Annotated in this window: 22 protein-coding genes; 9 read left to right on the top strand and 13 right to left on the bottom strand. The window is 64.6% G+C overall.

All coding sequences use genetic code 11. From position 1 onward, the window contains the following. Window positions 1-218: 218 nt before the first annotated feature. The 4 genes from lpxC to ligA all read left to right on the top strand — a co-directional run bounded on the left by lpxC (window position 219) and on the right by ligA (window position 6,180). On the top strand, window positions 219-1,181 hold the full coding sequence (gene lpxC / locus G6P99_RS33840) for a UDP-3-O-acyl-N-acetylglucosamine deacetylase (RefSeq protein ID WP_029078898.1): 963 nt from the start codon (window positions 219-221) through the stop codon (window positions 1,179-1,181). Window positions 1,182-1,425: 244 nt separating this feature from the next. Beyond that, the gene (locus G6P99_RS33835; protein WP_029078897.1) at window positions 1,426-2,334 is read left to right on the top strand and encodes an outer membrane protein assembly factor BamD; all 909 of its coding nucleotides are present in this window, start codon (window positions 1,426-1,428) and stop codon (window positions 2,332-2,334) included. 13 nt (window positions 2,335-2,347) lie between these two features. Beyond that, the gene (gene recN / locus G6P99_RS33830; RefSeq protein WP_029078896.1) at window positions 2,348-4,018 is read left to right on the top strand and encodes a DNA repair protein RecN; all 1,671 of its coding nucleotides are present in this window, start codon (window positions 2,348-2,350) and stop codon (window positions 4,016-4,018) included. Window positions 4,019-4,026: 8 nt separating this feature from the next. Further along, window positions 4,027-6,180: an NAD-dependent DNA ligase LigA gene (ligA, locus tag G6P99_RS33825; RefSeq protein ID WP_029078895.1), complete on the top strand. Its 2,154-nt coding sequence runs from the start codon at window positions 4,027-4,029 to the stop codon at window positions 6,178-6,180. A 168-nt stretch (window positions 6,181-6,348) separates the two neighbouring features. Here ligA and G6P99_RS33820 read toward each other — a convergent pair whose 3' ends face one another. Both G6P99_RS33820 and G6P99_RS33815 read right to left on the bottom strand, forming a co-directional pair. Next, window positions 6,349-7,494, bottom strand: a complete 1,146-nt coding sequence (locus G6P99_RS33820) for an MFS transporter (protein ID WP_414645602.1) — start codon at window positions 7,492-7,494, stop codon at window positions 6,349-6,351. 313 nt (window positions 7,495-7,807) lie between these two features. Next, window positions 7,808-9,637, bottom strand: coding sequence for an aminopeptidase P family protein (locus tag G6P99_RS33815; protein ID WP_165125067.1), 1,830 nt, complete (start codon window positions 9,635-9,637; stop codon window positions 7,808-7,810). A gap of 240 nt (window positions 9,638-9,877) precedes the next feature. Here G6P99_RS33815 and G6P99_RS33810 point away from each other — a divergent pair, with 240 nt between their 5' ends. Beyond that, the gene (locus G6P99_RS33810; protein ID WP_029078892.1) at window positions 9,878-10,066 is read left to right on the top strand and encodes a hypothetical protein; all 189 of its coding nucleotides are present in this window, start codon (window positions 9,878-9,880) and stop codon (window positions 10,064-10,066) included. Window positions 10,067-10,073: 7 nt separating this feature from the next. On the opposite strand, the gene G6P99_RS33805 is transcribed toward G6P99_RS33810, so the two are convergent. The 3 genes from G6P99_RS33805 to G6P99_RS33795 all read right to left on the bottom strand — a co-directional run bounded on the left by G6P99_RS33805 (window position 10,074) and on the right by G6P99_RS33795 (window position 11,812). After that, window positions 10,074-10,343, bottom strand: a complete 270-nt coding sequence (locus G6P99_RS33805) for a hypothetical protein (protein ID WP_156928410.1) — start codon at window positions 10,341-10,343, stop codon at window positions 10,074-10,076. Window positions 10,344-10,422: 79 nt separating this feature from the next. Further along, window positions 10,423-10,926: a hypothetical protein gene (locus G6P99_RS33800; RefSeq protein ID WP_029078891.1), complete on the bottom strand. Its 504-nt coding sequence runs from the start codon at window positions 10,924-10,926 to the stop codon at window positions 10,423-10,425. Between the two features lies 1 nt (window position 10,927). After that, window positions 10,928-11,812 (bottom strand): 50S ribosomal protein L11 methyltransferase, encoded by an 885-nt coding sequence (locus G6P99_RS33795; protein ID WP_029078890.1) that lies wholly within the window; start codon window positions 11,810-11,812, stop codon window positions 10,928-10,930. Between the two features lie 171 nt (window positions 11,813-11,983). Between G6P99_RS33795 and G6P99_RS33790 the strand changes: the two genes are divergently transcribed. Then, window positions 11,984-12,148: a Flp family type IVb pilin gene (locus G6P99_RS33790; protein WP_029078889.1), complete on the top strand. Its 165-nt coding sequence runs from the start codon at window positions 11,984-11,986 to the stop codon at window positions 12,146-12,148. Between the two features lie 267 nt (window positions 12,149-12,415). On the opposite strand, the gene G6P99_RS33785 is transcribed toward G6P99_RS33790, so the two are convergent. Further along, the gene (locus G6P99_RS33785) at window positions 12,416-14,017 is read right to left on the bottom strand and encodes a phytoene desaturase family protein (protein WP_029078888.1); all 1,602 of its coding nucleotides are present in this window, start codon (window positions 14,015-14,017) and stop codon (window positions 12,416-12,418) included. Window positions 14,018-14,196: 179 nt separating this feature from the next. On the opposite strand from G6P99_RS33785, the gene G6P99_RS33780 reads away from it, so the two are divergent. Continuing rightward, entirely contained in the window at window positions 14,197-16,461 is a 2,265-nt protein-coding gene (locus G6P99_RS33780) for a fused MFS/spermidine synthase (protein ID WP_029078887.1), read from the top strand. Window positions 16,462-16,689: 228 nt separating this feature from the next. Here the strand turns inward: G6P99_RS33780 and G6P99_RS33775 are convergent, their stop codons facing one another. Continuing rightward, a complete protein-coding gene (locus tag G6P99_RS33775; protein WP_029078886.1) occupies window positions 16,690-17,277 on the bottom strand; it encodes a TetR/AcrR family transcriptional regulator in 588 nt (195 codons plus the stop codon). Between the two features lie 138 nt (window positions 17,278-17,415). Here G6P99_RS33775 and G6P99_RS33770 point away from each other — a divergent pair, with 138 nt between their 5' ends. Beyond that, window positions 17,416-17,973: a DUF308 domain-containing protein gene (locus tag G6P99_RS33770; protein ID WP_029078885.1), complete on the top strand. Its 558-nt coding sequence runs from the start codon at window positions 17,416-17,418 to the stop codon at window positions 17,971-17,973. 94 nt (window positions 17,974-18,067) lie between these two features. Here the strand turns inward: G6P99_RS33770 and G6P99_RS33765 are convergent, their stop codons facing one another. Both G6P99_RS33765 and G6P99_RS33760 read right to left on the bottom strand, forming a co-directional pair. After that, window positions 18,068-18,919, bottom strand: coding sequence for an alpha/beta fold hydrolase (locus G6P99_RS33765; RefSeq protein WP_029078884.1), 852 nt, complete (start codon window positions 18,917-18,919; stop codon window positions 18,068-18,070). A gap of 258 nt (window positions 18,920-19,177) precedes the next feature. Beyond that, window positions 19,178-19,969 (bottom strand): L,D-transpeptidase, encoded by a 792-nt coding sequence (locus tag G6P99_RS33760; RefSeq protein WP_029078883.1) that lies wholly within the window; start codon window positions 19,967-19,969, stop codon window positions 19,178-19,180. A 302-nt stretch (window positions 19,970-20,271) separates the two neighbouring features. On the opposite strand from G6P99_RS33760, the gene G6P99_RS33755 reads away from it, so the two are divergent. Further along, window positions 20,272-20,601: a hypothetical protein gene (locus G6P99_RS33755; protein WP_029078882.1), complete on the top strand. Its 330-nt coding sequence runs from the start codon at window positions 20,272-20,274 to the stop codon at window positions 20,599-20,601. 122 nt (window positions 20,602-20,723) lie between these two features. On the opposite strand, the gene G6P99_RS33750 is transcribed toward G6P99_RS33755, so the two are convergent. From G6P99_RS33750 to G6P99_RS33735, 4 genes are all read right to left on the bottom strand, one after another. After that, the gene (locus tag G6P99_RS33750) at window positions 20,724-21,485 is read right to left on the bottom strand and encodes an ABC transporter permease (RefSeq protein ID WP_029078881.1); all 762 of its coding nucleotides are present in this window, start codon (window positions 21,483-21,485) and stop codon (window positions 20,724-20,726) included. After that, window positions 21,482-22,405: an ABC transporter ATP-binding protein gene (locus tag G6P99_RS33745; RefSeq protein ID WP_029078880.1), complete on the bottom strand. Its 924-nt coding sequence runs from the start codon at window positions 22,403-22,405 to the stop codon at window positions 21,482-21,484. The genes G6P99_RS33750 and G6P99_RS33745 overlap by 4 nt, the downstream gene beginning before the upstream one ends. A 150-nt stretch (window positions 22,406-22,555) precedes the next feature. Next, window positions 22,556-23,239, bottom strand: a complete 684-nt coding sequence (locus tag G6P99_RS33740; RefSeq protein WP_029078879.1) for an OmpA family protein — start codon at window positions 23,237-23,239, stop codon at window positions 22,556-22,558. Then, a complete protein-coding gene (locus G6P99_RS33735; protein WP_029078878.1) occupies window positions 23,236-23,649 on the bottom strand; it encodes a hypothetical protein in 414 nt (137 codons plus the stop codon). The genes G6P99_RS33740 and G6P99_RS33735 overlap by 4 nt, the downstream gene beginning before the upstream one ends. Between the last annotated feature and the right edge of the window lie 26 nt (window positions 23,650-23,675).

The raw sequence follows: 23,675 nt of genomic DNA, 5'->3' as shown, positions 1-23,675 counted from the left end.
ATCTGATGGCCGCGCTTCGAGGGCCGGTTTCGTTGCCGCAATTAGGTTAACCTTGGGCGTGAATGCGGCCGAGATGGGGTAACAATCGGTAAAGAAGCGTGAGTTGGCGCGGTTTAGGAAATCACTATGGTCTGCCGTGACTTGGGGAGCTCAAGCGAGTCGGCCTGGGGAAATTTGGCCACTTGAATTGAGTGAAGTCGGGTAGTGGGCATTATCGAATGAAGTTCAGCCGTCAAACCACGCTTCGGTCGCAAGCCACCGTGACTGGCGTAGGCGTTCATTCCGGTCTTCCTGTCAGTCTTACCTTGGGACCGGCGCCCGTTGATTCGGGTTTTATTTTTGTCCGCACCGGTCTCGACGGTGCCGACCGCGAAGTCGCCGCCACCGTTGACGCTGTGATCGCAACCGAGTTCGCGACGGTGCTGGGTGACCGCGAAGGGCCGCTGGTTTCGACCGCGGAACACGTGCTCGCTGCGCTGCGCGGCATGGGCGTCGACAACGCCACCATCGAAATCGACGGGCAGGAAGTTCCGATCATGGACGGCAGCGCTGCGGCGTTCGTCGCAGCGATCGATCAGGCCGGCATCGTGACCCAGCCCGCCGTCCGCCGCTTCATCCAGGTGCTGAAGCCGGTGCAGGTCAAGATCGGCGACGCAATGGGCGAACTGCGTCCGTTCGCCGGCGGGTTCCGCGCTGAAGTCGAGATCGAATTCACCAACAAGGTGATCGGCCACCAGACCTTCTCGTTCGACCTTTCGCCGGAAGGCTTCCGCCGCGATGTCGCCCGTGCCCGCACCTTCGGCTGCATGAACGACGTGGCGCGGCTGTGGGGCGCGGGCTTCGCGCTCGGCGCCTCCTTCGACAACACCGTGGTGTTCGACGAGGCCCGCCTGCTCAACACCGAGGGCCTGCGCTACGCCAATGAGTGCGCCCGCCACAAGGTGCTCGACGTGATCGGCGATCTCGCGCTGGCCGGTCTGCCGCTGCTCGGCAGCTACCGTTCGGTCCGGGGCGGTCACAAGCTCAACAACGCGGTGCTGAAGGCGCTGCTCTCCGACCGCAGCGCCTGGCGAGTGGTCGAATCGGAAACCGCCCGGCGGCCGGTCCGTGGCCATGTCGAGGCCGGTGCAAGCACGGTGGGCGGCCTTGTCTCCCCGGCCTATGGTCCGGACGTGTCCTGATCGCCGCAGGCGGTCAGCCCCAATTTCCGTAGTAACCACAGCAGGCTGTGCGCTTCGTCGTGCCGCCTTATTCCGGGCGGAATGGCTTCGTATTCGGTTGGTCCGAGGTCATTTTTCGGCTAAACAGGCCCGCGGTTGCGAGTGACGGCACCAAAGCCACGGGTAATATTGCATCCATGACCGCGGTTCATGGGTGGAGTGGGGTCGCCGTTAACCGCATCAAAGGCGTCAGGTTTTACAATCCATGTCGGCAATGCGTATGGCGCTCGAACCACGCTCCTCTTCTGACGTCTCCGGCCTGACCAAGGCCGCGCGCACGCTGCGTTTTGCGGCGGGCCTGATCGTGCTGGCATTGCCGCTCTCAGGCTGCGGCACCGGCGCGCTGTGGGACAAGTTCATGGCCAAGGACGACACCTTCGTCGATGAGCCCGCGGACAAGCTCTACAATGAGGGCTTGTACATGATGAACGAGAAGAAGGACCTGAAGGCCGCCTCGAAGAAGTTTGAGGAAGTCGACCGTCAGCATCCCTATTCGGATTGGGCGCGCAAGTCGCTGTTGATGTCGGCCTATTCGTTCTACCAGGCCGGCGACTATGACAGCTGCATCGGCTCTGCCACGCGCTACGTCACGCTGCATCCCGGCAGCCCGGACGCATCCTACGCCCAGTACCTGATCGCGGCATCGCATTTCGACCAGATCCCGGACATCTCGCGCGACCAGGGTCGCACCGAGAAGGCGATCGCGGCGCTCGAAGAGGTGGTGCGCAAATATCCGACCTCGGAATACGCCACCCAGGCCAAGTCCAAGATCCAGGCCGCACGCGACCAACTCGCCGGCAAGGAAATGGCGGTCGGGCGCTATTACATCGAGAAGCGCGACTTCACCGCCGCGATTAACCGCTTCAAGACCGTGGTCACGCAGTACCAGACCACGCGCCACGTCGAAGAGGCGCTGTACCGGCTCACCGAGGCCTATATGGCGATCGGCATTGCCGGCGAGGCGCAGACCGCCGCCGCGGTGCTTGGCCACAATTTTCCAGACAGCCGCTGGTACAAGGACGCGTATAATCTAGTAAAGTCCGGCGGTCTCGAGCCGAGCGAGAATCAGGGTTCCTGGATCAGCAGGACCTTCAAGAAGATAGGTCTCGGCTAGGAATTGTCCTCGCATGCTGGCGCGTCTGTCGATCCGTGACATCGTCCTGATCGAACGGCTCGATATCGAATTTTCCCGTGGCCTCGCGGTGCTGACCGGCGAAACCGGCGCAGGCAAATCCATCCTGCTCGACGCCTTTGCGCTCGCGCTCGGCGGCCGCGGCGATGCCGGACTGGTGCGCCACGGCGCCGAGCAGGGCCAGGTCACCGCCACGTTCGATGTCCCGAAGGGGCATCCGGCGGCCAAAATCCTGGCCGAGAACGGCCTCGACGACACCGGTGAGATGATCCTGCGCCGCGTGCAACTCGCTGACGGCCGCACCCGCGCCTTCATCAACGACCAGGCGATCAGCGTGCAGACCCTGAAGGCGGTCGGCGCCGTTCTGGTCGAAATCCACGGCCAGCACGACGAGCGCGCCCTGGTCGACGCCTCCACCCACCGTCAGCTGCTCGATGCCTTCGCCGGCCATGAGAAGGACGTCGCGGCGCTGGAAGCGCTGTGGGATATCAGGCGGACCGCCAATGCCGACCTCGACGAACATCGCGCCGGCATGGAACGCGCCGCGCGCGAGGCCGATTACCTGCGCCATGCCTCCCAGGAGCTGAAGGCGCTGGCGCCGAAGGAGGGCGAGGAGACCGAGCTCGCCAACCGCCGCACCACCATGATGCAGGGCGAGAAGGTCGCCACCGATCTGCGCGAGGCGCAGGAGGCGATCGGCGGCTCGCATTCGCCGGTGTCGGCGCTGTCGGCCGCGGTGCGGCGGCTGGAGCGGCGCGCCGCCAATGCGCCCGGCCTGATCGAGCCCGCGGTGAAGGCGATCGACGTTGCGATCAATGCGCTGGAAGAGGCCGACCAGCATCTCCATGCCGCGCTGGCGGCGACCGATTTCGATCCGGCCGAACTCGAGCGCATCGAGGAGCGGTTGTTCGCGCTGCGTGCCGCCTCGCGCAAATATTCGACGCCGGTCGATCTGCTGGCCGCGCTGGCAGCGCAATACGCCGGCGACGTCGCGCTGATCGATGCCGGCGCCGACCAGCTGAAGAAGCTGGAAGCGGCCGCCCGCGAGGCCGACCAGCGCTACGCTGCTTCTGCCGTAAAACTGTCGGCGGCGCGCACCAAGGCGGCCGAGAAGCTCAACAAGGCCGTTAATGCCGAGCTCGCGCCGCTCAAGCTCGAGCGCGCGAAGTTCATGACCCAGGTCGAGAGCAACGCCGCCGCGCCGGGCCCGCAGGGCATCGACCGCGTCGAGTTCTGGGTCCAGACCAATCCGGGCACCAAGCCGGGACCGATGATGAAGGTCGCCTCCGGCGGCGAGCTGTCGCGCTTCCTGCTGGCGCTGAAGGTCGTGCTGGCCGATCGCGGCTCGGCGCCGACCCTGGTGTTCGACGAAATCGACACCGGCGTCGGCGGCGCGGTGGCGGATGCCATCGGCTCGCGGCTGGCACGTCTCGCCGGCAAGGTGCAGGTGATGGCGGTGACGCATGCGCCGCAGGTCGCGGCCCGCGCCAGCCAGCATCTCCTGATCTCCAAAGATGCGCTCGACAAGGGCAAGCGCGTCGCCACCCGCGTCAACGCGCTCGCCGCCGACCATCGCCGTGAGGAGATCGCGCGCATGCTGGCCGGCGCCGAGATCACCGCCGAGGCCCGCGCCGCGGCGGAGCGGCTGCTCAGGGCGGCGAGCTAGTCGCGCCCATGGCTGCCAAGGCGAAGAAAGCGCTGGTCGACGTCGACAAGCTCACCAAGGCGCAGGCCAAGGTCGAGCTGATGCGCCTTTCACTCGAGATCGAGGCTCACAACGAGCGCTACTACCAGAAGGACGCGCCGACCGTATCCGATGCGGCCTACGACGCCTTGCGGCGGCGCCTGGAAACGATCGAGGCCAAATTCCCCGATCTCGTCACCAAGGATTCGCCGACGCAGACGGTTGGCGCGGCGCCGGCTCGCGGCTTTGCCAAGGTGCAACATGCCGTTCCGATGCTGTCGCTCGGCAACGCATTCAGCGACGAGGACGTCACCGAATTCGTCGAACGTATCAGGCGCTTTCTCAAGCTGGATGCCGACCAGATTCCGGTGCTGGTCGCCGAGCCGAAGATTGACGGCCTGTCTCTCTCGCTGCGCTACGAAAATGGCGAGCTTGTCCGCGCCGCGACGCGTGGCGACGGCTTCACCGGCGAGGACGTGACCGCCAACGTCCGTACCATCAAGGACATTCCACACACCCTGAAGGGCCGCAACGTTCCGGCAGCCTGCGAAATGCGCGGTGAAGTCTATATGCTCAAGAAGGATTTTCTTGAGCTGAACAAGAAGCAGGCCGCGGCTGACGACACGATCTTTGCCAATCCGCGCAATTCGGCAGCGGGGTCGCTGCGTCAGAAGGACGTGTCGATCACCGCGTCGCGGCCGCTGAAATTCTTCGCCTACACATGGGGCGAGATGAGCGAGCCGCCCGCCGACACCCAGCACGGCATGCTGGAGTGGATGGACAAGGCAGGCTTTGTGGTCAATCCGCTGATCACGCTCTGCAAGAGCGTCGATGATGTCCTGAAATTCTACAACAAGATCGGCGAGGAGCGGGCCTCGCTCGGCTACGACATTGACGGCGTGGTCTACAAGGTCGACCGCCTCGACTGGCAGGAGCGCCTCGGATTCGTGTCGCGCAGCCCGCGCTGGGCGATCGCTCACAAATTTGCGGCCGAGCAGGCAACGACGATTCTCAGGGGGATCGATATCCAGGTGGGACGCACCGGCGCGATGACGCCGGTCGCGCGGCTCGAGCCGGTGACGGTCGGCGGCGTCGTGGTTTCGAATGCAACCCTGCACAACGAGGACTACATCAGGGGCATCGGCAACGACGGAAATCCGATTCGGGATGGCGTGGATCTCCGCGTCGACGACACGGTCGTCGTGCAGCGCGCCGGCGACGTCATCCCCCAGGTCGTCGGCGTTGTTCTGGACAAGCGGCCGAAGAGTGCAAAGCCGTACAAGTTTCCCGACACCTGCCCGGTGTGCGGCAGCCATGCGATTCGCGAGGAAGGTGAGGCGGTGCGCCGCTGCACCGGCGCACTGATCTGTCCGGCGCAGGCGGTCGAGCGGCTGAAGCATTTCGTGTCGCGGCTTGCCTTCGACATCGATGGTCTGGGCGAGAAGCAGATCCAGGAATTCTACGAGGACGGGCTGGTGATGTCGCCGGTCGACATCTTTACCCTTCGCGAGCGGGACGGGCGGTTGACCAGGAAGTTGATGGAGCGCGAGGGCTACGGCGAAACCTCGGTACGCAATCTGTTCGACGCGATCGATGCTCGCCGCAACATCGAGCTGCACCGGCTGATCTTTGCGCTCGGCATTCGCCATGTCGGGGAAGGCAACGCCAAGCTGCTGGCGCGGCACTACCACACGATCGAAAACTTCCGTGAGGCGATGCTGGCCGCCGCCAAGGGCAGCAAGGACGAAGAGAACGCCACCGAGGCCTACCAGGACCTCAACGATATCGATGGCATCGGCGAGATCGTCGCAGATGCGGTGGTCGAGTTCTTTGCAGAGCCGCGCAACGTCAAGGCGCTCGGCGAATTGTTGCACCAGATCGAGGTGAAGCCCGCCGAGCAGCCGCGCAACAGCTCGCCTGTTTCGGACAAGACCGTAGTGTTCACCGGCTCACTGACGAAATTCACCCGTGACGAGGCCAAGGCGATGGCAGAGCGTCTCGGCGCCAAGGTCGCGGGCTCGGTTTCCAAGAAGACGGATTATGTGGTGGCCGGTGAGGACGCGGGCTCCAAGCTGACCAAGGCGCGCGAGCTTGGCGTTGCGGTGCTGACCGAGGACGAGTGGCTGACGCTGATCGAGGAGTAGGGGCGCAGCGTCGCCGCACTCTCCGTTGTCGTCACCCGCGAATGCGGGTGATCCAGTATTCCAGAGACAGTCATTGTTGAGCGGATGGGCCGCGGCGTACTGGATCCCCGCATGCGCGGGGATGACGAGTTGAGGTGCGGCGCACGCACGCCTCACATCATCCCGCTCTCATCCTCCTCCGCCTGCGCGATCAGCTCTTCGCTCACCACCACATTCCGCCGCGGAACGATGAAGATCATGGTGCAGGCGCAGGCGATCGAGATCGCGAAGATTGCCGAGGTCAGCGGCAGCGTGGTGGTGGAGTGGCCGCCGAGATAGGCGCCGAACTGCGAGATCAGCGCGCCGATGCCCTGCTGCAGGAAGCCCATGGCGCCTGAGGCGGTGCCGGCGGCTTCGGGGCGGATGCTGATGGCGCCGGCGGCGGAATTGGCCATCACGAAGGCATTGGCGACCATCACGATCATCTGGGTGCCGAACAGCCAGAGCGGCGCCTGGTTTACTCCGGCAAAACTCCAGATCAGGTTCAAGAGGCTGCCGCCGAGCTGCAGCGCGAGGCCGAACCAGATCAGTTTCTCCAGCGAATGCCGCGGCGCGAAGCGCACGCAGAGCAGATTGCCGACGAAGTAGCCGAACCCGGTCATCGCGAACCACGCGCCATACTCGGCGCTGCTGCGGCCCATCTGGGTCACCACGATGTAGGGGCCGCCGCCGGCGAAGGCGAAGATGATCTGTGATGACAGCACCTGGCAGAGCAGATAGCCGACGAAGGCGCGGTTCGTTATCAGCTTGCCGAGGTCGCCGCGAAAGCTGGAGCTGTCGGCGCGGTCGCCGGGTCTCGGGCAGCGCCAGCGCAATGAAGATTGTGACGGTCAACGACGCCGCGGTGATCAGATAGAGGATCGCGCGCCAGCCGAATGCGGTCTCCAAGAGGCCACCGGTCAGCGGGCTCACCATCTGCGCGATCATCAGCGCGGCGACGACGAGGCTGATCATGGCGCCGACCCGCTCGCGCGGATAGAGATCGCGGATGATGGCGCGGCTGATCACCATGCCGCTGGCGCCGCCCAGCGCCTGGAAGAAGCGCGCCGCGATCAGCTGCGGCAGGGTCTCGGCGAACACCGAGCCGATGCCCGCCGCCACCATCAGGCCGAGGCCTGCGAGCAGCACCGGGCGGCGGCCAAACTTGTCGGACAGCGGCCCCATGATCAGCTGCGAGAGCGCAATGCCGACCATGTAGAGCGACACCGTCATCTGCGCGATAGAGATGTCGCGGCCGAAATTGGTCGCCAGCACCGGCAACGCGGGGACCAGCATATAGAGCGAGATCGGCGCGACGCCCGTCATCACGACGAGCATCAGCAGCATGACCTTCGATGTCGCGATGTTGTCCTTGATGTTGTCTTTGTTGTTGTCGCCGGGCGGCTTGCCCATCACGCCGTGCATTCAGGTCCGATCCAGCATTATGGAAAGACTGTAGCGTGCCCGTTCGCGCGGAATACGTGTGTTTTGGCATGCGCCCATGCGATTTCGAGAGGCGCTGCGGTGATGTTTCGTCTCGCGCAATAAACACACTGTCGTCCCGGCCTTCGCCGGGACGACGTCGAGTGTGTGGACGCTGCCCGCGCCGCTACTTCAGCACAGCCGTCGCCTCATCCAGCCACTGCTTCGTGGCGTTGTCGTCGAGATGCGGACGCACCACGCGCGCGACGCGGGCGTGGTAGTCGTTGAGCCAGGCCAATTCGTCTTGGCTCAGCAGGCTGACCTCGATCAGGCGGCGATCAATCGGCGCCAGGGTCAGCGTCTCGAAGGCGTTGACCGGCTTCTCGGCGCCGGCAATGTCGGTGCCGATCACGAGCTCGAGGTTCTCGATCCTTATGCCGTAGGCGTCGGTCTTGTAGTAGCCGGGCTCGTTGGACAGGATCATGCCGCGCTTCAGCGGCGTGGTGCCGAGCTTCGAGATCCTCGCCGGCCCTTCGTGCACTGAGAGATAGCTGCCGACGCCGTGGCCGGTGCCGTGCTCGAAATCGATCCCGGCCTGCCAGAGATATTGCCGCGCGAAGCTGTCGAGCTGCGCACCGGTGGTGCCGTCGGGGAAGATCGCGCGGGCGATCGCGATATGGCCGCGCAGCACGCGGGTGAAGCGGTCACGCATCTCGTCAACAGGTGTGCCGATCGCGATGGTGCGGGTGACGTCGGTGGTGCCGTCCTGATATTGCGCGCCGGAATCGATCAGCAGAAGATCGCCGGGCGCGATGCGGCGGTTGCTCTTGCGCGTCACGCGGTAATGCACGATGGCGCCGTTCGGCCCGGTGCCGGCGATGGTCGGGAACGAGACGTCCTTCAGCGCGCCGGTCTGGCGGCGGAACGTCTCCAGCGCCTCGACGGTGTCGATCTCGGTGAGGTGGCCCGAGGGCGCCTCCCGGTCGATCCAGGCGAGGAAGCGCGTCAGCGCCACCGCATCGCGCTGATGCGCTGACCGGGTGCCCTCGATCTCGGTGATGTTCTTCACCGCCTTCAGCAGGCTGACCGGGTCGTTGCCGCGCATCGGCTTGCCGCCGGCGCCAGCGATCAGGCGGCTCAGCGCGTCCGCGGCGGTCGCGCTGTCCAGCGCGATCGAGGCGCCGCGCTTGGCGAGCTCGGTGAGTTTTGGCGCCAGCGCCGCCGGCTCCTCGACATCGGCGGATTGCTCGATATGGTCGCGCGTCGCGTTCGACAGCTTGCGGTGATCGATGAACACCAGCGGCCGGCCGTCCTTCAGCACCAGCGCGTAGGACAGAGGCAGCGGCGTATGCGAGACGTCGGCGCCGCGGATGTTGAAGGCCCAGGCCACCGCGTGGCTGTCGGACAGTACCAGCGCATCGACCCCGAGCTTGTTGATCTCGAGCCGGATGCGCTTGAGCTTCTCGGCCTCGATCTCACCCGAAAACTGCGCACCGTGGATGCTGACCGGGCCGAGCGGTGGCGCCGGCCGCTCGCTCCAGATCGCATCGACCGGGTTGCGATCGACGGCGACCAGTTCGGCGCCGGCCTTGGTGCAGGCCGTCGCCAGCCGTTCCGCTGCCGCAGAAGTGTGCAGCCACGGGTCAAATCCTAGGCGGTCGCCCGCTGAAAGGTGCCGCGTCAGCCAGTGCTCCGGCGGCGGCTCGACCAGCGGCTCGACCTGCCAGGCCTTGGCGTCGACCTGCTTGGCGGCCTGCAGGGTGTAGCGGCCGTCGACGAACAGGGCGGCCTGCTTGCTCAGCACGATCGCGAGCCCGGCCGATCCTGTGAAGCCGGTCAGCCAGGCGAGCCGCTCCTCGGACGCCGCAACATACTCATTCTGCTGCTGGTCGGCGCGCGGAACCACAAACCCGGTCAGCTTGCGCCGCACCAGTTCCTCGCGTAGCGCGCTCAAGCGCGCGGTCAGCGCCACGCCGCCTTCAGGCTCTTCGAACGTCTGGAAATGGGCTTCGAACATCGCTGTCGCACTCTCTTCGGATGGCGCATGATCTTCGCGCAAACGCGGCGCCTTTGTCGCGCCGGAAAGCCGGTTGTCCACCTTGCGCCACGCGGTCAGGCCTGACCATTATTTTGGCATAACTTATGCTTGAATCGTGGCATAGTGGAAATGACCGGACGATGTCCACTTCGCGTCCTTGGTCAAAGCGTACGGGGGGGTGTCCAGGAGTGTCTCAACTCAACGGTGAGGAGATGCACGATGCCTGCATTTTCGTTTGAGAAGATCTCGCCGCCAGTCCCTCGCGGACCGGTCGCGCCGATCGAACAGAAGCAGCGTGGCGTCATCGTCCAGATGCTTGACCGTTTTGTCGAGGCGCGTGCCAGGCGTGCAGCCAGTCAGGACAAGGTCGAGAAGACTCCCGGCCGCGATCCTGCGCCGTCCAAATAGCTCTCCTTCAATCGTCGTGACGCTGGCCGAGGTACACGCCCCGGTCCCGGTCTTCGTACTCCAGAGGATATGATCCGCTGGGCCAGCCACGCTCGCGGCCGTCACTGCGTACCCGCGGCCGGCTGTCATGACGCCCGGTTGGATAACCGCGATAGGGTTCGCCGGCATGGCTGCGGTCGCTGACGGGGCGGATGCCGCCTCCTCGGGCGTTGGTGACCGCCGCAGACGCGACAGCGAAGATCGCCGCGATGGTGAAAGCGCGAGTGGGACGTTTCATGCGGACGGTCTCCTTCGCAGAGATCACGAACAGGATCGCGGACCAACGCTTGATGATGCCTGCCGTTGCAAGGGTCTGACTATCCCAGGTCCGACGCCTTCGCCACGGTCACGTTGACGACCCTGGTGCCGTCGAGCTCGCGCACGATCCGCTCATCGGGGCCGACGATCCCCAGATCGAATTCGCGCTCCGCCGTCACCAGCGTGATGTGCTGACCGGCGATGACGACGACGGTCATGTCGAGCGTCTCGCCGGACAGCGCCCATTCCCTCAGTTCGTTGCGAAACGGCTCCCTGCGCCAGGCGTCCGGGAAGCCCGGATCGCATCTGACCTCGAGGCCGTCGTCCGATGTGGTCAGGACCAGCTTCGACCGGGAGGGCTTCCAGTGCTCCTCCAGCAGCTCGTTGACGAGCCAGACGCAGCTGAACGAGCGGCATTCCGCCGGCCGGCTCGGGTAGATCCGGCAGCCGCGCCCCGGCTTGCAATGCGGGCACCAGGCGTTGGCGGGCTTCGCCAGTTCCTCGATCGCCATTACCTTGCAGCAGAGCGTGCAGTCGCCGCACTGTCTGCCGGGCGCGGTCATGTCACCTCACCGAGCGTAGCAGCAGGCTGCTCCAGCCCTCGATTCTGAGATGCCGCAGCGGCACCAGCCCGCGGGCGCGGTAGGCGGCGATGACAGCCGGCGCCTGGTGGGTCAGCAGGCCGGAGAGGATGACCTGTGCCGACGAAGCGAGGTGGCGGGCCATCGGCCCCGCCAGCTGGCGCAGCGGATTGGCCAGGATATTGGCGAGCACCAGATCGAACGGCCCGTCCCCGGCAAAGCGCGGCGACGCAAAGCCGGTGGCGCGGATCACGTCGACCAGATGTCCTGCCCCATTCAGCCGGGCGTTCTCCTCGGCGACCTGGACGGACGGCGGATCGATATCGCTGGCCAGCACCCGGCCATGCAGCGCCTTGGCGGCGGCAATCCCCAGCACACCGGTTCCGGTGCCGAGATCGAGCACGCGCCGGGGCTGATACGCCTTCAGCACGTGGTCGAGCAGCAGCAGGCAGCCGCGCGTGGTGCCGTGGTGGCCGGTGCCGAAGGCGAGCGCCGCCTCGATCTCGATCCCGAGCTTGTTGGGCGGAATCCTGTGCCGGTCATGCTGGCCGTGGACGATGAAGCGGCCGGCCGCGACCGGGACAAGGTCTTCGAGGCTGGCCTTGACCCAGTCCTTTGCCTCAACAATATCAAAGACTAAAGTAGATGCGACATCCTGCCGCACCACCTGTCCGATCAACTCGCGCAGCAAGGATTGGTCCGGCGGGTCGGCAAAATGGACGGTGACGTCCCAGCGGCCGTCCGGCCGCTCGAAGGCTGCAAAGGCCGCCTGATCCTCGAAAAACAGCTCGGAAAGCGCATCAACCACGCGTTTTGCGGTCGATTCGTCTGACAGGGTGATGCTGGCGCGGTGTGTGGACGGGGTCATCGGAGGCCGGTAGCGCGGTTTTTGTTAAAATTTCAAGCTGGATTCATTCGAATATCGCGAGAATTGATAGGTTCCCGGTTCAGACAACCTTAGATGTTACCGTACTAGTACTGGTTCCGGAACCGGAACTCTCCCGTGTTCCAAGGCATCACAACCAAGGGCAGGGCTGCAATGAAGGCTTTTATCGTTAGATTCTTGAAGAATGAATCCGGCGCGACCGCCATCGAATACGGACTGATCGCGACCGGCATTGCTATCGCCATCATCGCTGCGGTGAATGGCGTCGGTACGGCGCTGAGCGGGACCTTCAACTCGATCAGCGGTTCCCTGAAGTAATTGGCAGACGGCGTTCTCGAGCAAACACCGGGCAACGACGCCCGGTGTTTTCTTTTTTGAACAGGCCGTCCACAGAGTTCCACGCAACTTGCCAACGGGATATGCGGGGCGTTGTCCCCGGGTTGTCAGCGACTGCTGCACAGCCAGTCCACCGGGATTTCCTCCGGCATTCCCGCGCAGCGCACCGCGGTTCACCCACAACCGACCCACAGCTTCTCAACAGACCTGTCCACAGCTTGCCCTCCGCAGCGTGTGATCCGTCGTGCCCTATGCGAACAGCGCGCGATGGTCGGCCAGGATGGCGCGCGCGGCATTGTGGCCGGGGGCGCCGGTGACGCCGCCGCCGGGATGGGCGCCGGAACCGCAATGGTAGAGGCCGCGGAGCGGGCCGCGGTAGTCGGCATGGCCGAGCATCGGCCGCGCCGAGAACAGCTGGTTCAGCGTCAGCGCGCCGTGGAAGATGTCGCCGCCGAGCAGGCCGAACTGCCGTTCGAGGTCGAGCGGCGACAGCATCTGGCGGCCGACCACGGCGGCCGCGAAGCCGGGGGCGTAGCTGTCGACGGTTGCGATCATCAGATCGGCGACCTCCTCGCGATGGTCGTCCCAGGATTTGCCGTCCGGCAATTGCGGCGCGACGTGTTGGCAGAACAGGCTCGCGACATGCTGGCCCGGCGGGCTCAGGCTGTCGTCGAGCGTCGAGGGGATCAGCACTTCGACGACGGGCGCGCGGCTCCAGCCGAAGTCGCGCGCGTCGCGCCAGGCGCGATCCATGTAGCCGAGACTTGGGGCGATGATGATTCCCGCAGTGAGGTGATCACCGGGGCCGGGCAGCGCGGTGAACGAGGGTAGGGCGCTGAGCGCCACGTTCATTCTGAACGTGCCGGAGCCATTCTGCCATCGCGAGATGCGCGCGAGGAACTCGGATGCCAGAGCGCCTGCCGGCACCAGGCGCGTGTACAGCAGCTTCGGATTGACGTTCGAGACGACGTATCTGGCGCGGATGGTCTCGCCATTGTCGAGGATGACTCCAGTGGCGCGATCCTTCTCGACGATCACCTCGCGCACGCCGGCATCGGTCTCGATCTCGACGCCATGGCCGCGTGCGGCGCGCGCCATCGCCTGGGTGATCGCGCCCATGCCGCCGATCGCGTGGCCCCAGACCCCCTTCTTGCCGTTCACCTCGCCAAACGCATGGTGCAGCATCACATAGGCTGAGCCTGCGGCGTAGGGGCTGGCATAGTTGCCAACGATGGCGTCGAAGCCGAACAGCGCCTTGACGAGGTCGCTCTCGAAACGCTCGTCGAGCATCTCGCCGGCCGAGCGCGTGAACAGATCGAGCAGGTCGCGCTGCTGCTCGAGCGACAGCCGCCGCAGGATGTTGGCGGTGCCGAGCGCGTTGAAGGCCTCGCTCACCGCACCGATGCCAAAGCCCTCGACAAGGTTCGGCGGCGCGCGCAGCACGAATTGCCGCAGCACGTCGGCGATGGCTTCGAGTTCCCCGGAGAACACGCCGATTGCACCCGCGTCGTGCTGGCTGAGCTTCGCGACCGATTGCTGGGTGCGGCCTTCGCCGGTCAGCAAATAGCTGCCGTCGGTCGCGGGGAGGAAGTTCTGGGCGCGCCGCTCGACGATCCTGAGGCCATGATCGGCAAGTTTCAGGTCAGACATGATTTGCGGGTTGAGCAAACTCACCGTGTAGGCGGCAACCGAATTGCGGAATCCCGGACAGAACTCCTCGGTGACAGCGGCGCCGCCGACCACCTTGCGGCGTTCCACGACCTTGACCCGCAGCCCTGCCATCGCAAGATAGGCCGCGCAGGTGAGGCCGTTGTGCCCCGCACCGATGATGACGACGTCTGTCTCGTTCATGTCCGCTTCAAGAAGCAGTGATTAGAGCACGTGCTGTGGCGCCGCAGCGCCCGGTCGTCAAGTCCGCGTGACCGTGGTTTCTTGTCCGTGCTACTGCCTTATGCTCAATTCTCCTCCTCTGGTGCGCTGCCGCCGGACCGTCCGCCTCCGGCGCCCGCCGGGTCCATGCCGGAGCTTTCATGACATCTGAGCCGTCCGCCTCGCGAAACCGGCTGGTGCTGGTCGTCTACACCGCTGCGATCTTTGTCAGTGCCCTGTTGCTGTTCTCGGTGCAGCCGCTGTTCACCAAGATGGTGCTGCCGCGGCTCGGCGGCTCGCCGGCGGTGTGGTCGGTGGCGATGGTGTTCTTCCAGTCGCTGCTGCTCGGCGGCTATGCCTATGCGCATCTGCTGATGAAGCTGAACAGCCGTGTCGTGCCGATCGTGGTGCATCTCGTGCTGCTCGTCATTGCGTTGCTGACACTGCCGCTGTCGATCAAGAGCGGCTGGGGCGAGCCGCCGACTTCAGGCTATGCGATCTGGCTGCTCGGCCTGTTCGTGGTCTCGATCGGCCTGCCGTTCTTCGCGCTCGCCGCCAACAATCCGCTGCTGCAGGCCTGGTTCGTGCGCACCGGCCACCCCAACGGCCCCGACCCGTATTTTCTTTACGCCTCCTCGAACATCGGCAGCTTCCTGGCGCTGTTGTCCTATCCGGTGCTGCTCGAGCCGATGTTAACGTTGCGGACCCAGAACCTGATCTGGACTGGCGGCTATGGTCTTTTGATCGTCCTGATCGCGGGCTGCGGCCTGCTGCTGTTGCGATCGCCGGCCAATGCCGCCGCGCTCAACATGCCGGCCGACGACGCAAACGCGACGGTGCCGTCCTGGCCGCAGCGGGCGCGCTGGATCTTCCTCGCCGCCGTGCCGTCCGGCCTCCTAATCGCGGTGACGGCGCATATCTCGACCGACGTCGCCGCAGCGCCCCTGCTGTGGGTGCTGCCGCTGTCGCTGTATCTGTTGACCTGGGTGCTGGTGTTCCAGTCGCGGCCGCTGCTACCGCACAAATGGATGCTGCTGGCGCAGCCGCTGGCGATCGCCGGCGTCGTGATCCTGCTCGCGGTCGGCGGCGAGCAGAACCTTCTGCTCACGCTCGGCGGCCATCAACTCTGCTTCTTCATCATCGCGATGGCCTGTCATGGCGAGCTCGCGCGCACCCGCCCGGCCGCGAAATACCTCACCGGCTTCTATGTCGCGCTGTCGTTCGGCGGCATGATCGGCGGCCTGTTCGCGGGACTTATTGCACCGTTTACTTTCTCCTGGGTCGCCGAATATCCGATCCTGCTGGCGCTCGCCGCGCTGTGCCGCCCGCCCGGCGGCGCCGAGCGGCTGCCGCGCTGGAGCGCCTGGTACTGGCCGTTCCTCGCGGTGCTGGCGGTGGCGCTGATCGCGCCATCCTGGTCGGCGGGCGACATCTTCAACTGGCTCGAGGACCGCAGGGTCTGGATAATAGGCGCCGTCGGCGTGCTCTCGGCGCTATTGGCGCTCGCGCTCAACGCCAATCGCTGGAAGATCTTCGCCACTGTCGTGGTCGCGCTGGTGGTGCTGCGCGCCTATCCGTCCGACGACGGCCGCGTCGAAACCGTGCGCAGCTTCTTCGGCGTGCACAAGATCGTGGTGACCCGGAACGGGCAGTATCACGTGCTGATGCACGGCACCACGATCCACGGCGCCGAGAAGTTCAGGAACGACGACGGTACGCCGGTCACCGGGCGGCCGGAGCCGATCAGCTACTATCACAAGGATGGCGGCATCGGGCAGGCGATCACAGCGATCCGCGAGCGCAAGGGCGCGCCGCTGAAGGTCGCGGTCATCGGGCTCGGCTCGGGGACGCTGACCTGCGCATCACAGCCCGGCGAGGACTGGCGCTTCTTCGAGATCGACCAGTCGATGGTCGATACCGCGCGCGACCCGAAATACTTCACCTACATCCAGAACTGCGAGCCGAACCTCAAGCCCGTGATTGGCGATGCGCGGCTGACCTTCGCCAAGGAGCCGGACGGCGTCTACGATCTCATCATCGTCGACGCCTATTCGTCGGACGCGATCCCGATCCATCTCGCGACCGAGGAGGCGATGGCGATCTACAAGGAGAAGCTGGCGCCGCAGGGCGCGGTCGTGATGCACGTCTCCAACCGCCATCTCGAACTGGCCAGCGTCGTGGTCGGCATCGCCGATGCCAACGACATGAAGAGCTGGGTCTACAGCGAGGATTCCGGCCGCGACAACGAGTACATTTTCTCGACCTCGGTGGTGGTCTCGGCGCGCGAGGAGGCCGATGTCGGCAAGCTCGCATCGTCTGACGTCTGGACCGAGACCGAAGCCGACGAGAAACAGCGGGTCTGGACCGACGATTATTCGAACGTGCTGGGTGCGGTGTACCGCCGCTTGCGCGACGGCGAGCAATAGGCTTGAGGTTCACCTCTCCCCATCGGGGAGAGGTCGATTTGCGCAGCAAATCGGGTGAGGGGCCGCAGCTCCAACGAGAGACCGCAACCCCTCACCCGGCGCTACGCCAGAGCCGAAGCTTCGCTTCGGCGTTCTCTTCGTGGACGGCCGCCGCGGGCGGCCTATGCCTCTCCCAAGGGAGAGGTGAAGTTCGGCAGCCGCTTCGGCTCAAGATAACTTCATCCTGCTCTAGCGATCCGCTACCAGCAGCTTCGCGATCTGGGAGTTGACGATTACGACGAACAACTCGGGATCGTTGAACGCCCGCGCAGAGAGCATTGCGCCGTGGACCGATGCCATCAGCATCTGAGCCTCGTCTTCCGGCCGGTTGTTCAAGTGGAACAGGCGCTGCTCCGCGCCGGCCTGCAGCACCGACGTCAACCATCTTGCGAGACCATGGAAATGCGCCCGGACGCGTGAAGCGACCGGTTCCGGCAACATCGGCATCTCGCCGGCAAGCATCGCGCAGACGCAGAAAGGCAGCGAGGCATCCCGAATGCAGGTCTGCCAGAAGTTCAGATAAGACTGCAGCTGTTCGGCCGGGCTCGAGAACTGCTCCTGGAGCGACCTCAGGCCCAGTTCCGCCTGCCGCCTGTAGCGATCCACCAGCACCGAGACCAATTCGGCCTTGGTCGGGAAGTGATGGTGAATGCTCGCCTTCCTGATGCCGATCGCATCCGAAATGTCGGCATAGCTGAACGCGTTGTAGCCTCCCGCGACGATGAGAGACTGGGCGACATCGAGAATTTTTTCTGAGGTCGAAATCGTCGGGTTCATAATGGCGCCTACCTTCCAGTAGGTAAGCTTGTCAAGCTACCCCAGCTCTCCCGTCCCACACAAGAAGGTGTCCGAGCGTGGGATTGACTCAAAAGCTTTATCTACCTACTAGTAGGAAGGTAAGCAGGGAGCCTGTCAATGCAAAGCCACCTTTCGACCCAATCCGCCTGGTTGCGATCGTATTATTTCGGGCGCGCCATATTCTCGATCGCCTGGGTTGCCGCCGCCCTTCTGTTCAGCGGACAACCCGAGGTCACCGCGTTTCTACTCGTGATCTACCCGGCATGGGACGCCATCGCCAATCTGGCAGACGCCCGGGTCAATGGCGGCCTGAAGGCCAACCCATCCCAGGCATTGAACGTCGCGGTCAGCACGATAACGGCGCTCGCCGTGGTCGCAGCGGTTAGCCACAGCGCATATGCCGTGCTGGCCGTATTCGGAGTCTGGGCGATTCTTTCGGGTCTGCTGCAGTTGTACACGGGAGCAAGGCGCTGGCGTCATTACGGTGCGCAATGGGCAATGATCCTGAGCGGCGCGCAGTCGGCCCTCGCCGGTGGCTACATGATCAGCCAATCCATTGGCACCGTCGCGCCAACGATTCTGGACGTCGCTCCCTATGCGGGGTTCGGCGCGTTCTACTTCCTGGTGTCCGCAATCTGGCTCATAGCCATCACCTATCGCAACGCGCATGCGTAAGGGCGGCCTCGTCGCATCAGAGAGCCCGTAGGCACTGGAGCTTAGGTTCTGATTGAATCAGAACCTAAGCTCTAGCCGGCCGTTCGACCGCCCGTTACTTGTCGTCGGCTGCCGCCGCAGCCTTCTCCTTGTCCGGGCTTGACGCCGCGAGCAGCGGCATCGTCGGCGTGCTCTCGCCATTGTCCTCGTCGAGGAATTGCTCGACCCCGGCCTGGATCGACGACTTCGCGCTGTCGGGGCCGCGGTCGCTGAGGTCGTTGTGCTGGAATTCGGTTCGGACCACCTTGATGCCGAGCCGGGCGCAGGTCTCGTCGTCGGGCACGACGCCCGGGTCCGCCTTGAAATGAGGGTCCTTCGAGCGGAACGAGAGGATCTTGATCCTCGCGTCGGTGATGAAGGGGACGCGTAGATTGTCCAGCGTGACCACCTTCTTGACCAACTCGGGATGCTGCTTGGCGAAGAACATCGAGATGTCGCCGCCGTTGGAATGACCGATCAGCGTCAGCTGGCGATAGTTTGCGTTCGGATAAAGCTTCTTGAGCTCGTCGATCGCATACATGATGTTGAAGACGCCGCGATTGTATTGCATGCGGCGGCCGACATATTCCTCGCCGACCTTGGTCACCATCGGCGCATCGGTGTCGAGATCATGCTGGATGCTGACCACGAGGTAGCCGCGCGACGCGAACAGATTGGTGAGGAACGAATACTCGGTGTTCTTGACGGTGTTGCCGTGGCTCAGGATCGCGACCGGCAATTCGATCATCTCGGCCATCGCCTGCATCTGCCGGTCGCGGCGGACCGCCAGCTCGACCGTGACGTTACGGTCGTCGCGCAGGATGTCACTGAACGTCAGCGTCGTGTGACGGATCGCCCATCTGTCCGTCGTGAAATAGCCGGCCATCGCCACGACGCACAGGCAAAGGACAATGAAGCCCCGTTTCATTTCGACCTCTGATACTGCCTACGTGACCCGCGCCTGGCCCTGATCTCACCTGGGCATTCCGCGTGAAACGGCCTCCAGAGGCCAGGCGGGCGCTATTGCCGCCGAATATCGGGCTATTTTAACAATCGGATGACGAGGCAACGACGGGCCACCGCGGACGACGACGCGGGCGCTTTGCAGCGGTCACAAGCGGGTGAGGGGATCGTGAACTGAAGGCGCGCGGCCTGCAGCGCCGTCAGTTGATCAGGAGACTGCGTCTCAGTCCTGATAGTTGTTGCCGTAGAAGCCGCGCTGCTGCTGGTAGTACGGCCGCGGCTGGTAATTGCCCTGCGGCGCCGGCGCGTAGCCCTGGTTGCCGTAGTATTGCTGCTGGCCATAGCCCTGCGCGTCGTAGACGCGGCGGCTTGACGGCGGCGCCGGGTAGCGCTGCGCAGTCGAGCTGCCGTCGGCCGGATAGATGTAGCCGTCGTCGGCGCGGGCCTGCGCCGGATATTCGCGCGGCTGCGGCGTCAGCACGACGGGATCGCCGGCGGCGGCGGTGCCGTACTGCTCATCTTGCTGCGGCGCGCGGCGGGCGACGGCGGTGCCGTTGCGCCCACGCGGATTGCGCGCCAGTGCGACCTGGGATGAGCCGGTCAGCGTCACCGTGGTGTTGAGCACGCCTTGCTTCTGGACCAGTGCGTAGAGCGTCGTTGCGTTGTCGCGCGACAGCCGCACGCAGCCATGCGAGGCCGGTGTGCCCAGGCGGTTCACCGAGTCGGTGCCGTGAATCGCGTGCCCGATCTTGGTGAAGAAGATCGAATGCGGCATCGGCGCGTCGTCGAATTCCTTGGAATAGTGGTCCTCTTCCATGCGGAAGGCGCGGAAGGTGCCGTTCGGCGTCTCGCGCGAGGGGATGCCGCTCGAGACCGGCCAGTGATAGCGCGCGACGCCGTCGACCGCGACGGTCATCTGCTGGTTGTCCTTGTCGATGGTGATATCGACCTTGGCCTGCGCGGCGCCGGCCGCAAAAAACATCACGGAAGTGAACGCAATGAGGAACGAACGCATTTTACCTTTGGCCTCCAGGCCTGATCGCGATGCCGCGGCTCTCCGTCCCCGGCAACCAATATGCACGGAATCCGAACTTGGTTCCAGTCGCGGACCCAGGCCATCGTTAAGCGCCATCGTTAATCCCGCGCACGGCGCAAACAAGGCCGAAGCCGGGCCTGCCGGTCGCGGCGGCCTGACTTTTTCGCGAGCAGGCCGCGACGATGCCCGCAATTGGCCGCCAACACGCAACCATCTGGCCGCATGGGCGTTTCACAATCCCGCCCCGGCGGCGCAATCGCGCCGAGCTTCAAGGAATCCAGATGAACAATACCAAGGTTAAGACCGCGGCCGTCGTCCCCGCCGGCCTCTCCGCGCGGCTCCTGCTTGCGGCCGCAGCCCTCGCATTGACGCTGGTGGCAGTCCCCCATCCCGGCCATGCCCAGGGCATCGTCCGCGGGGCCCATGAGGGTGCCTATGAAGGCAACCGGGTCGCCGGCCCGGTGGGCGGCGTGGTCGGTGGTGCCGTCGGCGCTGGTGTCGGCGGCGCCATGGGCGCGGTCAAGGGCGTGTTCGGCATCCCGGATCGCGGCTACCGCCGTGGCCACCGCTGCCGCGGCTATTACCGCCACGGCCATTTCCATTGTTATTGAGACGGTGACCGTCATTCCGGGGCATCCGAAGCATGAACCCGGAATCTCGAGATTCCCCGACGCGCGATTGCGCATCTGAGGTTCGCGCTAAGGCGCGCCCCGGAATGACTTGCTTTCGCAAGTCAGTTCTTCAGCCGGTAGCCGGTCCTGAAGATCCATGCCACGACGGCCATGCACGCCACCAGGAATCCCACGGTCATGCCGAGGCTCAGCGGCACGCTGACATCGGCGATCTCATAGAAGCTCCAGCGGAAGCCGGAGATCAGATAGACCACGGGATTGAGCAGCGTGATGGTGCGCCAGCCCGACGGCAGCATGTTCACCGAATAGAAGCTGCCTCCGAGGAAGGTCAGCGGCGTCACCACCAGCATCGGGATCATCTGCAGCTTCTCGAAGCCATCGGCCCAGATGCCGATGATGAAGCCGAACAGGCTGAAGGTGACGGCGGTCAACACCAGGAAGGTCAGCATCCACACCGGATGCTGGATATGCAAAGGTACAAAAAGTCCGGCGGTCGCCAGGATGATCAGGCCGAGGATGATCGACTTGGTGGCGGCGGCGCCGACATAGCCGATCACGATCTCGAAATAGGAGATCGGCGCCGACAGGATCTCGTAGATCGTGCCGACGAATTTCGGAAAGTAGATGCCGAACGAGGCGTTGGAGATGCTCTGCGTCAGCACCGACAGCATCACGAGCCCCGGCACGATGAAGGTGCCGTAGCTGACGCCCTCGACCTGGGTGATGCGCGAGCCGATCGCGGCGCCAAACACCACGAAATACAGCGAGGTCGACACCACGGGCGAGACGATGCTCTGCAGCAGCGTGCGCCAGGTGCGCGCCATTTCGAACAGATAGATGGCCCGGATTGCACGATAATTCATGGCGCCCTCACGATGGAGACGAAGATGTCCTCGAGTGAGGATTGCTTCGTATCCAGATCGGAGATCCGGATGCCGGCATTGCGGAGGTCGCTGAGCAGGCTGGTGATGCCGGTGCGGTCGCCCTTGGTGTCGTAATCGTAGGTCACCGCGCGGCCGTCGTCGGACAATTCGAGATGGTAGGCGGCAAGCGCGGGCGGAACGGCGTCGAGCTTGCTCTGCAAATGCAACGTCAGCTGCTTCTTGCCGAGCTTCTGCATCAAGGTCGCCTTGTCCTCGATCAGGATGATCTCGCCCTTGTTGATGACGCCGATGCGGTCGGCCATCTCCTCGGCTTCCTCGATGTAGTGCGTGGTCAGGATGATGGTGACGCCGGCAGCCTGCAGCGTGCGAACCACTTCCCACATGCCCTTGCGCAATTCGACATCGACGCCGGCGGTGGGCTCGTCGAGGAACAGGATCTGCGGCTCGTGCGATAGCGCCTTGGCGATCATCACACGGCGTTTCATGCCGCCGGACAGTGTGATGATCTTGTCGTCCTTCTTGTCCCACAGCGACAGGTCGCGCAGAACCTTCTCGATATGGGCGGGGTTCTTCGGCTTGCCGAACAGGCCGCGGCTGAAACTCACCGTCGCCCAGACCGATTCGAACGCGTCGGTGTGCAGTTCCTGCGGAACCAGCCCGATCATCGAGCGGGCCGCGCGATAGTCGCCGATGATGTCGTGGCCGCCGATCATGATGCGGCCCTCGCTCGGATTGGCGATGCCGCAGATGATGCTGATCAGCGTGGTCTTGCCGGCGCCGTTCGGCCCGAGCAGCGCGAAGATCTCGCCACGGTTGATATCAAGATTGATGCCCTTCAGCGCCTTGAAGCCGGAGCCGTAGGTCTTCGAAAGATTGGATACGGAAATGATCGGCGACATGAAGGATCGAAAGCGTGAGGGAGGGGGGCGCGCGCGGATTGGGGCCCGGGCGGGGCGGGATGCGGGTCAAGCGCAGATAGGAACGCATATTCCGTTCCGCAATCACCCGGCAGCGCAGAAATCTATTCTGCGGCGTGCAGAAAAGCCGCGCTAGTGCCTCTTGGCTGGCTTCGCCGGCTTCTTGGCGGCCGCCGCCGGCGCGGGGTGCGCGGGCGGCTCGTCGGCGACCTTCGCGACCAGCATGATCTGCAGTTGGTTGTTGACCGGCGCGTTGGGGCGGGCGGGGTCGAGCAGCTGCTCTTCGCCGAGCCCGACCGATTGCAGGCGCTTCGGCGCGATCTTGAAGGTGTTGACCAGGATGTCGCGGATCGCGTCCGCGCGCCGCTGGCTCAGCAGCACGTTGTTGTCGCGCCGTCCGGTCGATTCGATGTGGCCGACGATCAGGAATGTGTAGGGCAGCAGCGAGGAATGCGTCAGCGCATCGGCGATCCGCCCGACGGTCTGATACGATTCCGGCATCACGATCGGCGTGTCGACGTCGAACGCGATGTCGGCATTGAACGCCGGCAGCTTGGTCAGATCGGGAGCGATCGGCGGGCGCTTTTGCGGCGGCGGCTCGTTCTTCGATCGCGACTTCGATCGTTCGAGCGTCTGCTGGCGCAGCGCCGGGACGTCGATTGCGGCGTCGGTCTCGAAATGATTGAGCTTGGCGATGACGTCGTCGCGCGTGACCGCGGTCTGCGCCTGCACGAGCGGCGCCGCCAGCAACGTCAGCGCGGCGAGAAGACCCAACAGGCCAAGATCGCGCAAGCCGCCCGTCGACAGCCGCATCATTGATACCCCGCGTCATTGATCGCCTGGGCGCAATTGCGGCTGACGCCCTTGGCTGCGACGAGGCAGGGCACCGCCTTGCTGGTCTCCTTGGTCGAGCCGTTGCAGACCTTGACGATCTCGCGGGTGCAGGCGTTTGCAACCGTCACGCGCGCCGCGATCCGCTTCTGGATCGTGTCGAGGGTGGAGAAGTAAGTCTCCTTGCACTGCGGCGATATCACGTCGCGGTTGCGCGACAGGCACTCCTTGAGGCGAGTGGCGTCAAGATTGACGCCGCGGCAGTTGGCGGTGATGTCGGCGCCGCAGGCCTTGGCGAGCTGCGCGGCCGAATCGCCAAAGCTCATCGTCTCCGCGACCGCCAGCGACGGCGCAGTGAGCGCGATGACAAAAAGGAAAAACCCTCCCCGGACCATGGGGCCATCTCAACCCGTGAATTCAA

It is taken from the genome of Bradyrhizobium sp. 6(2017) (assembly GCF_011058295.2).
GTDB classification, from domain to species: Bacteria; Pseudomonadota; Alphaproteobacteria; order Rhizobiales; family Xanthobacteraceae; genus Bradyrhizobium; species Bradyrhizobium septentrionale.
The sequence above is the reverse complement of the archived record's forward strand: the minus strand, read 5'-3'. Positions and strand labels throughout refer to the sequence as shown.

Bases quoted from the DNA above. Each gene is read 5' to 3' on its own strand.
- G6P99_RS33760 (WP_029078883.1), bottom strand. From the start codon at position 19,969: ATGCGTTCGTTCCTCATTGCGTTCACTTCCGTGATGTTTTTTGCGGCC.
- G6P99_RS33770 (WP_029078885.1), top strand. From the start codon at position 17,416: ATGCAAAGCCACCTTTCGACCCAATCCGCCTGGTTGCGATCGTATTAT.
- G6P99_RS33795 (WP_029078890.1), bottom strand. From the start codon at position 11,812: ATGACCCCGTCCACACACCGCGCCAGCATCACCCTGTCAGACGAATCG.
- G6P99_RS33815 (WP_165125067.1), bottom strand. From the start codon at position 9,637: ATGTTCGAAGCCCATTTCCAGACGTTCGAAGAGCCTGAAGGCGGCGTG.
- G6P99_RS33835 (WP_029078897.1), top strand. From the start codon at position 1,426: ATGTCGGCAATGCGTATGGCGCTCGAACCACGCTCCTCTTCTGACGTC.
- G6P99_RS33745 (WP_029078880.1), bottom strand. From the start codon at position 22,405: ATGTCGCCGATCATTTCCGTATCCAATCTTTCGAAGACCTACGGCTCC.
- recN (WP_029078896.1), top strand. From the start codon at position 2,348: ATGCTGGCGCGTCTGTCGATCCGTGACATCGTCCTGATCGAACGGCTC.
- G6P99_RS33790 (WP_029078889.1), top strand. From the start codon at position 11,984: ATGAAGGCTTTTATCGTTAGATTCTTGAAGAATGAATCCGGCGCGACC.
- G6P99_RS33810 (WP_029078892.1), top strand. From the start codon at position 9,878: ATGCCTGCATTTTCGTTTGAGAAGATCTCGCCGCCAGTCCCTCGCGGA.
- G6P99_RS33800 (WP_029078891.1), bottom strand. From the start codon at position 10,926: ATGACCGCGCCCGGCAGACAGTGCGGCGACTGCACGCTCTGCTGCAAG.
- G6P99_RS33775 (WP_029078886.1), bottom strand. From the start codon at position 17,277: ATGAACCCGACGATTTCGACCTCAGAAAAAATTCTCGATGTCGCCCAG.
- lpxC (WP_029078898.1), top strand. From the start codon at position 219: ATGAAGTTCAGCCGTCAAACCACGCTTCGGTCGCAAGCCACCGTGACT.
- G6P99_RS33740 (WP_029078879.1), bottom strand. From the start codon at position 23,239: ATGATGCGGCTGTCGACGGGCGGCTTGCGCGATCTTGGCCTGTTGGGT.
- ligA (WP_029078895.1), top strand. From the start codon at position 4,027: ATGGCTGCCAAGGCGAAGAAAGCGCTGGTCGACGTCGACAAGCTCACC.
- G6P99_RS33820 (WP_414645602.1), bottom strand. From the start codon at position 7,494: ATGCTGGTCCCCGCGTTGCCGGTGCTGGCGACCAATTTCGGCCGCGAC.
- G6P99_RS33765 (WP_029078884.1), bottom strand. From the start codon at position 18,919: ATGAAACGGGGCTTCATTGTCCTTTGCCTGTGCGTCGTGGCGATGGCC.
- G6P99_RS33785 (WP_029078888.1), bottom strand. From the start codon at position 14,017: ATGAACGAGACAGACGTCGTCATCATCGGTGCGGGGCACAACGGCCTC.
- G6P99_RS33805 (WP_156928410.1), bottom strand. From the start codon at position 10,343: ATGAAACGTCCCACTCGCGCTTTCACCATCGCGGCGATCTTCGCTGTC.
- G6P99_RS33755 (WP_029078882.1), top strand. From the start codon at position 20,272: ATGAACAATACCAAGGTTAAGACCGCGGCCGTCGTCCCCGCCGGCCTC.
- G6P99_RS33780 (WP_029078887.1), top strand. From the start codon at position 14,197: ATGACATCTGAGCCGTCCGCCTCGCGAAACCGGCTGGTGCTGGTCGTC.
- G6P99_RS33735 (WP_029078878.1), bottom strand. From the start codon at position 23,649: ATGGTCCGGGGAGGGTTTTTCCTTTTTGTCATCGCGCTCACTGCGCCG.
- G6P99_RS33750 (WP_029078881.1), bottom strand. From the start codon at position 21,485: ATGAATTATCGTGCAATCCGGGCCATCTATCTGTTCGAAATGGCGCGC.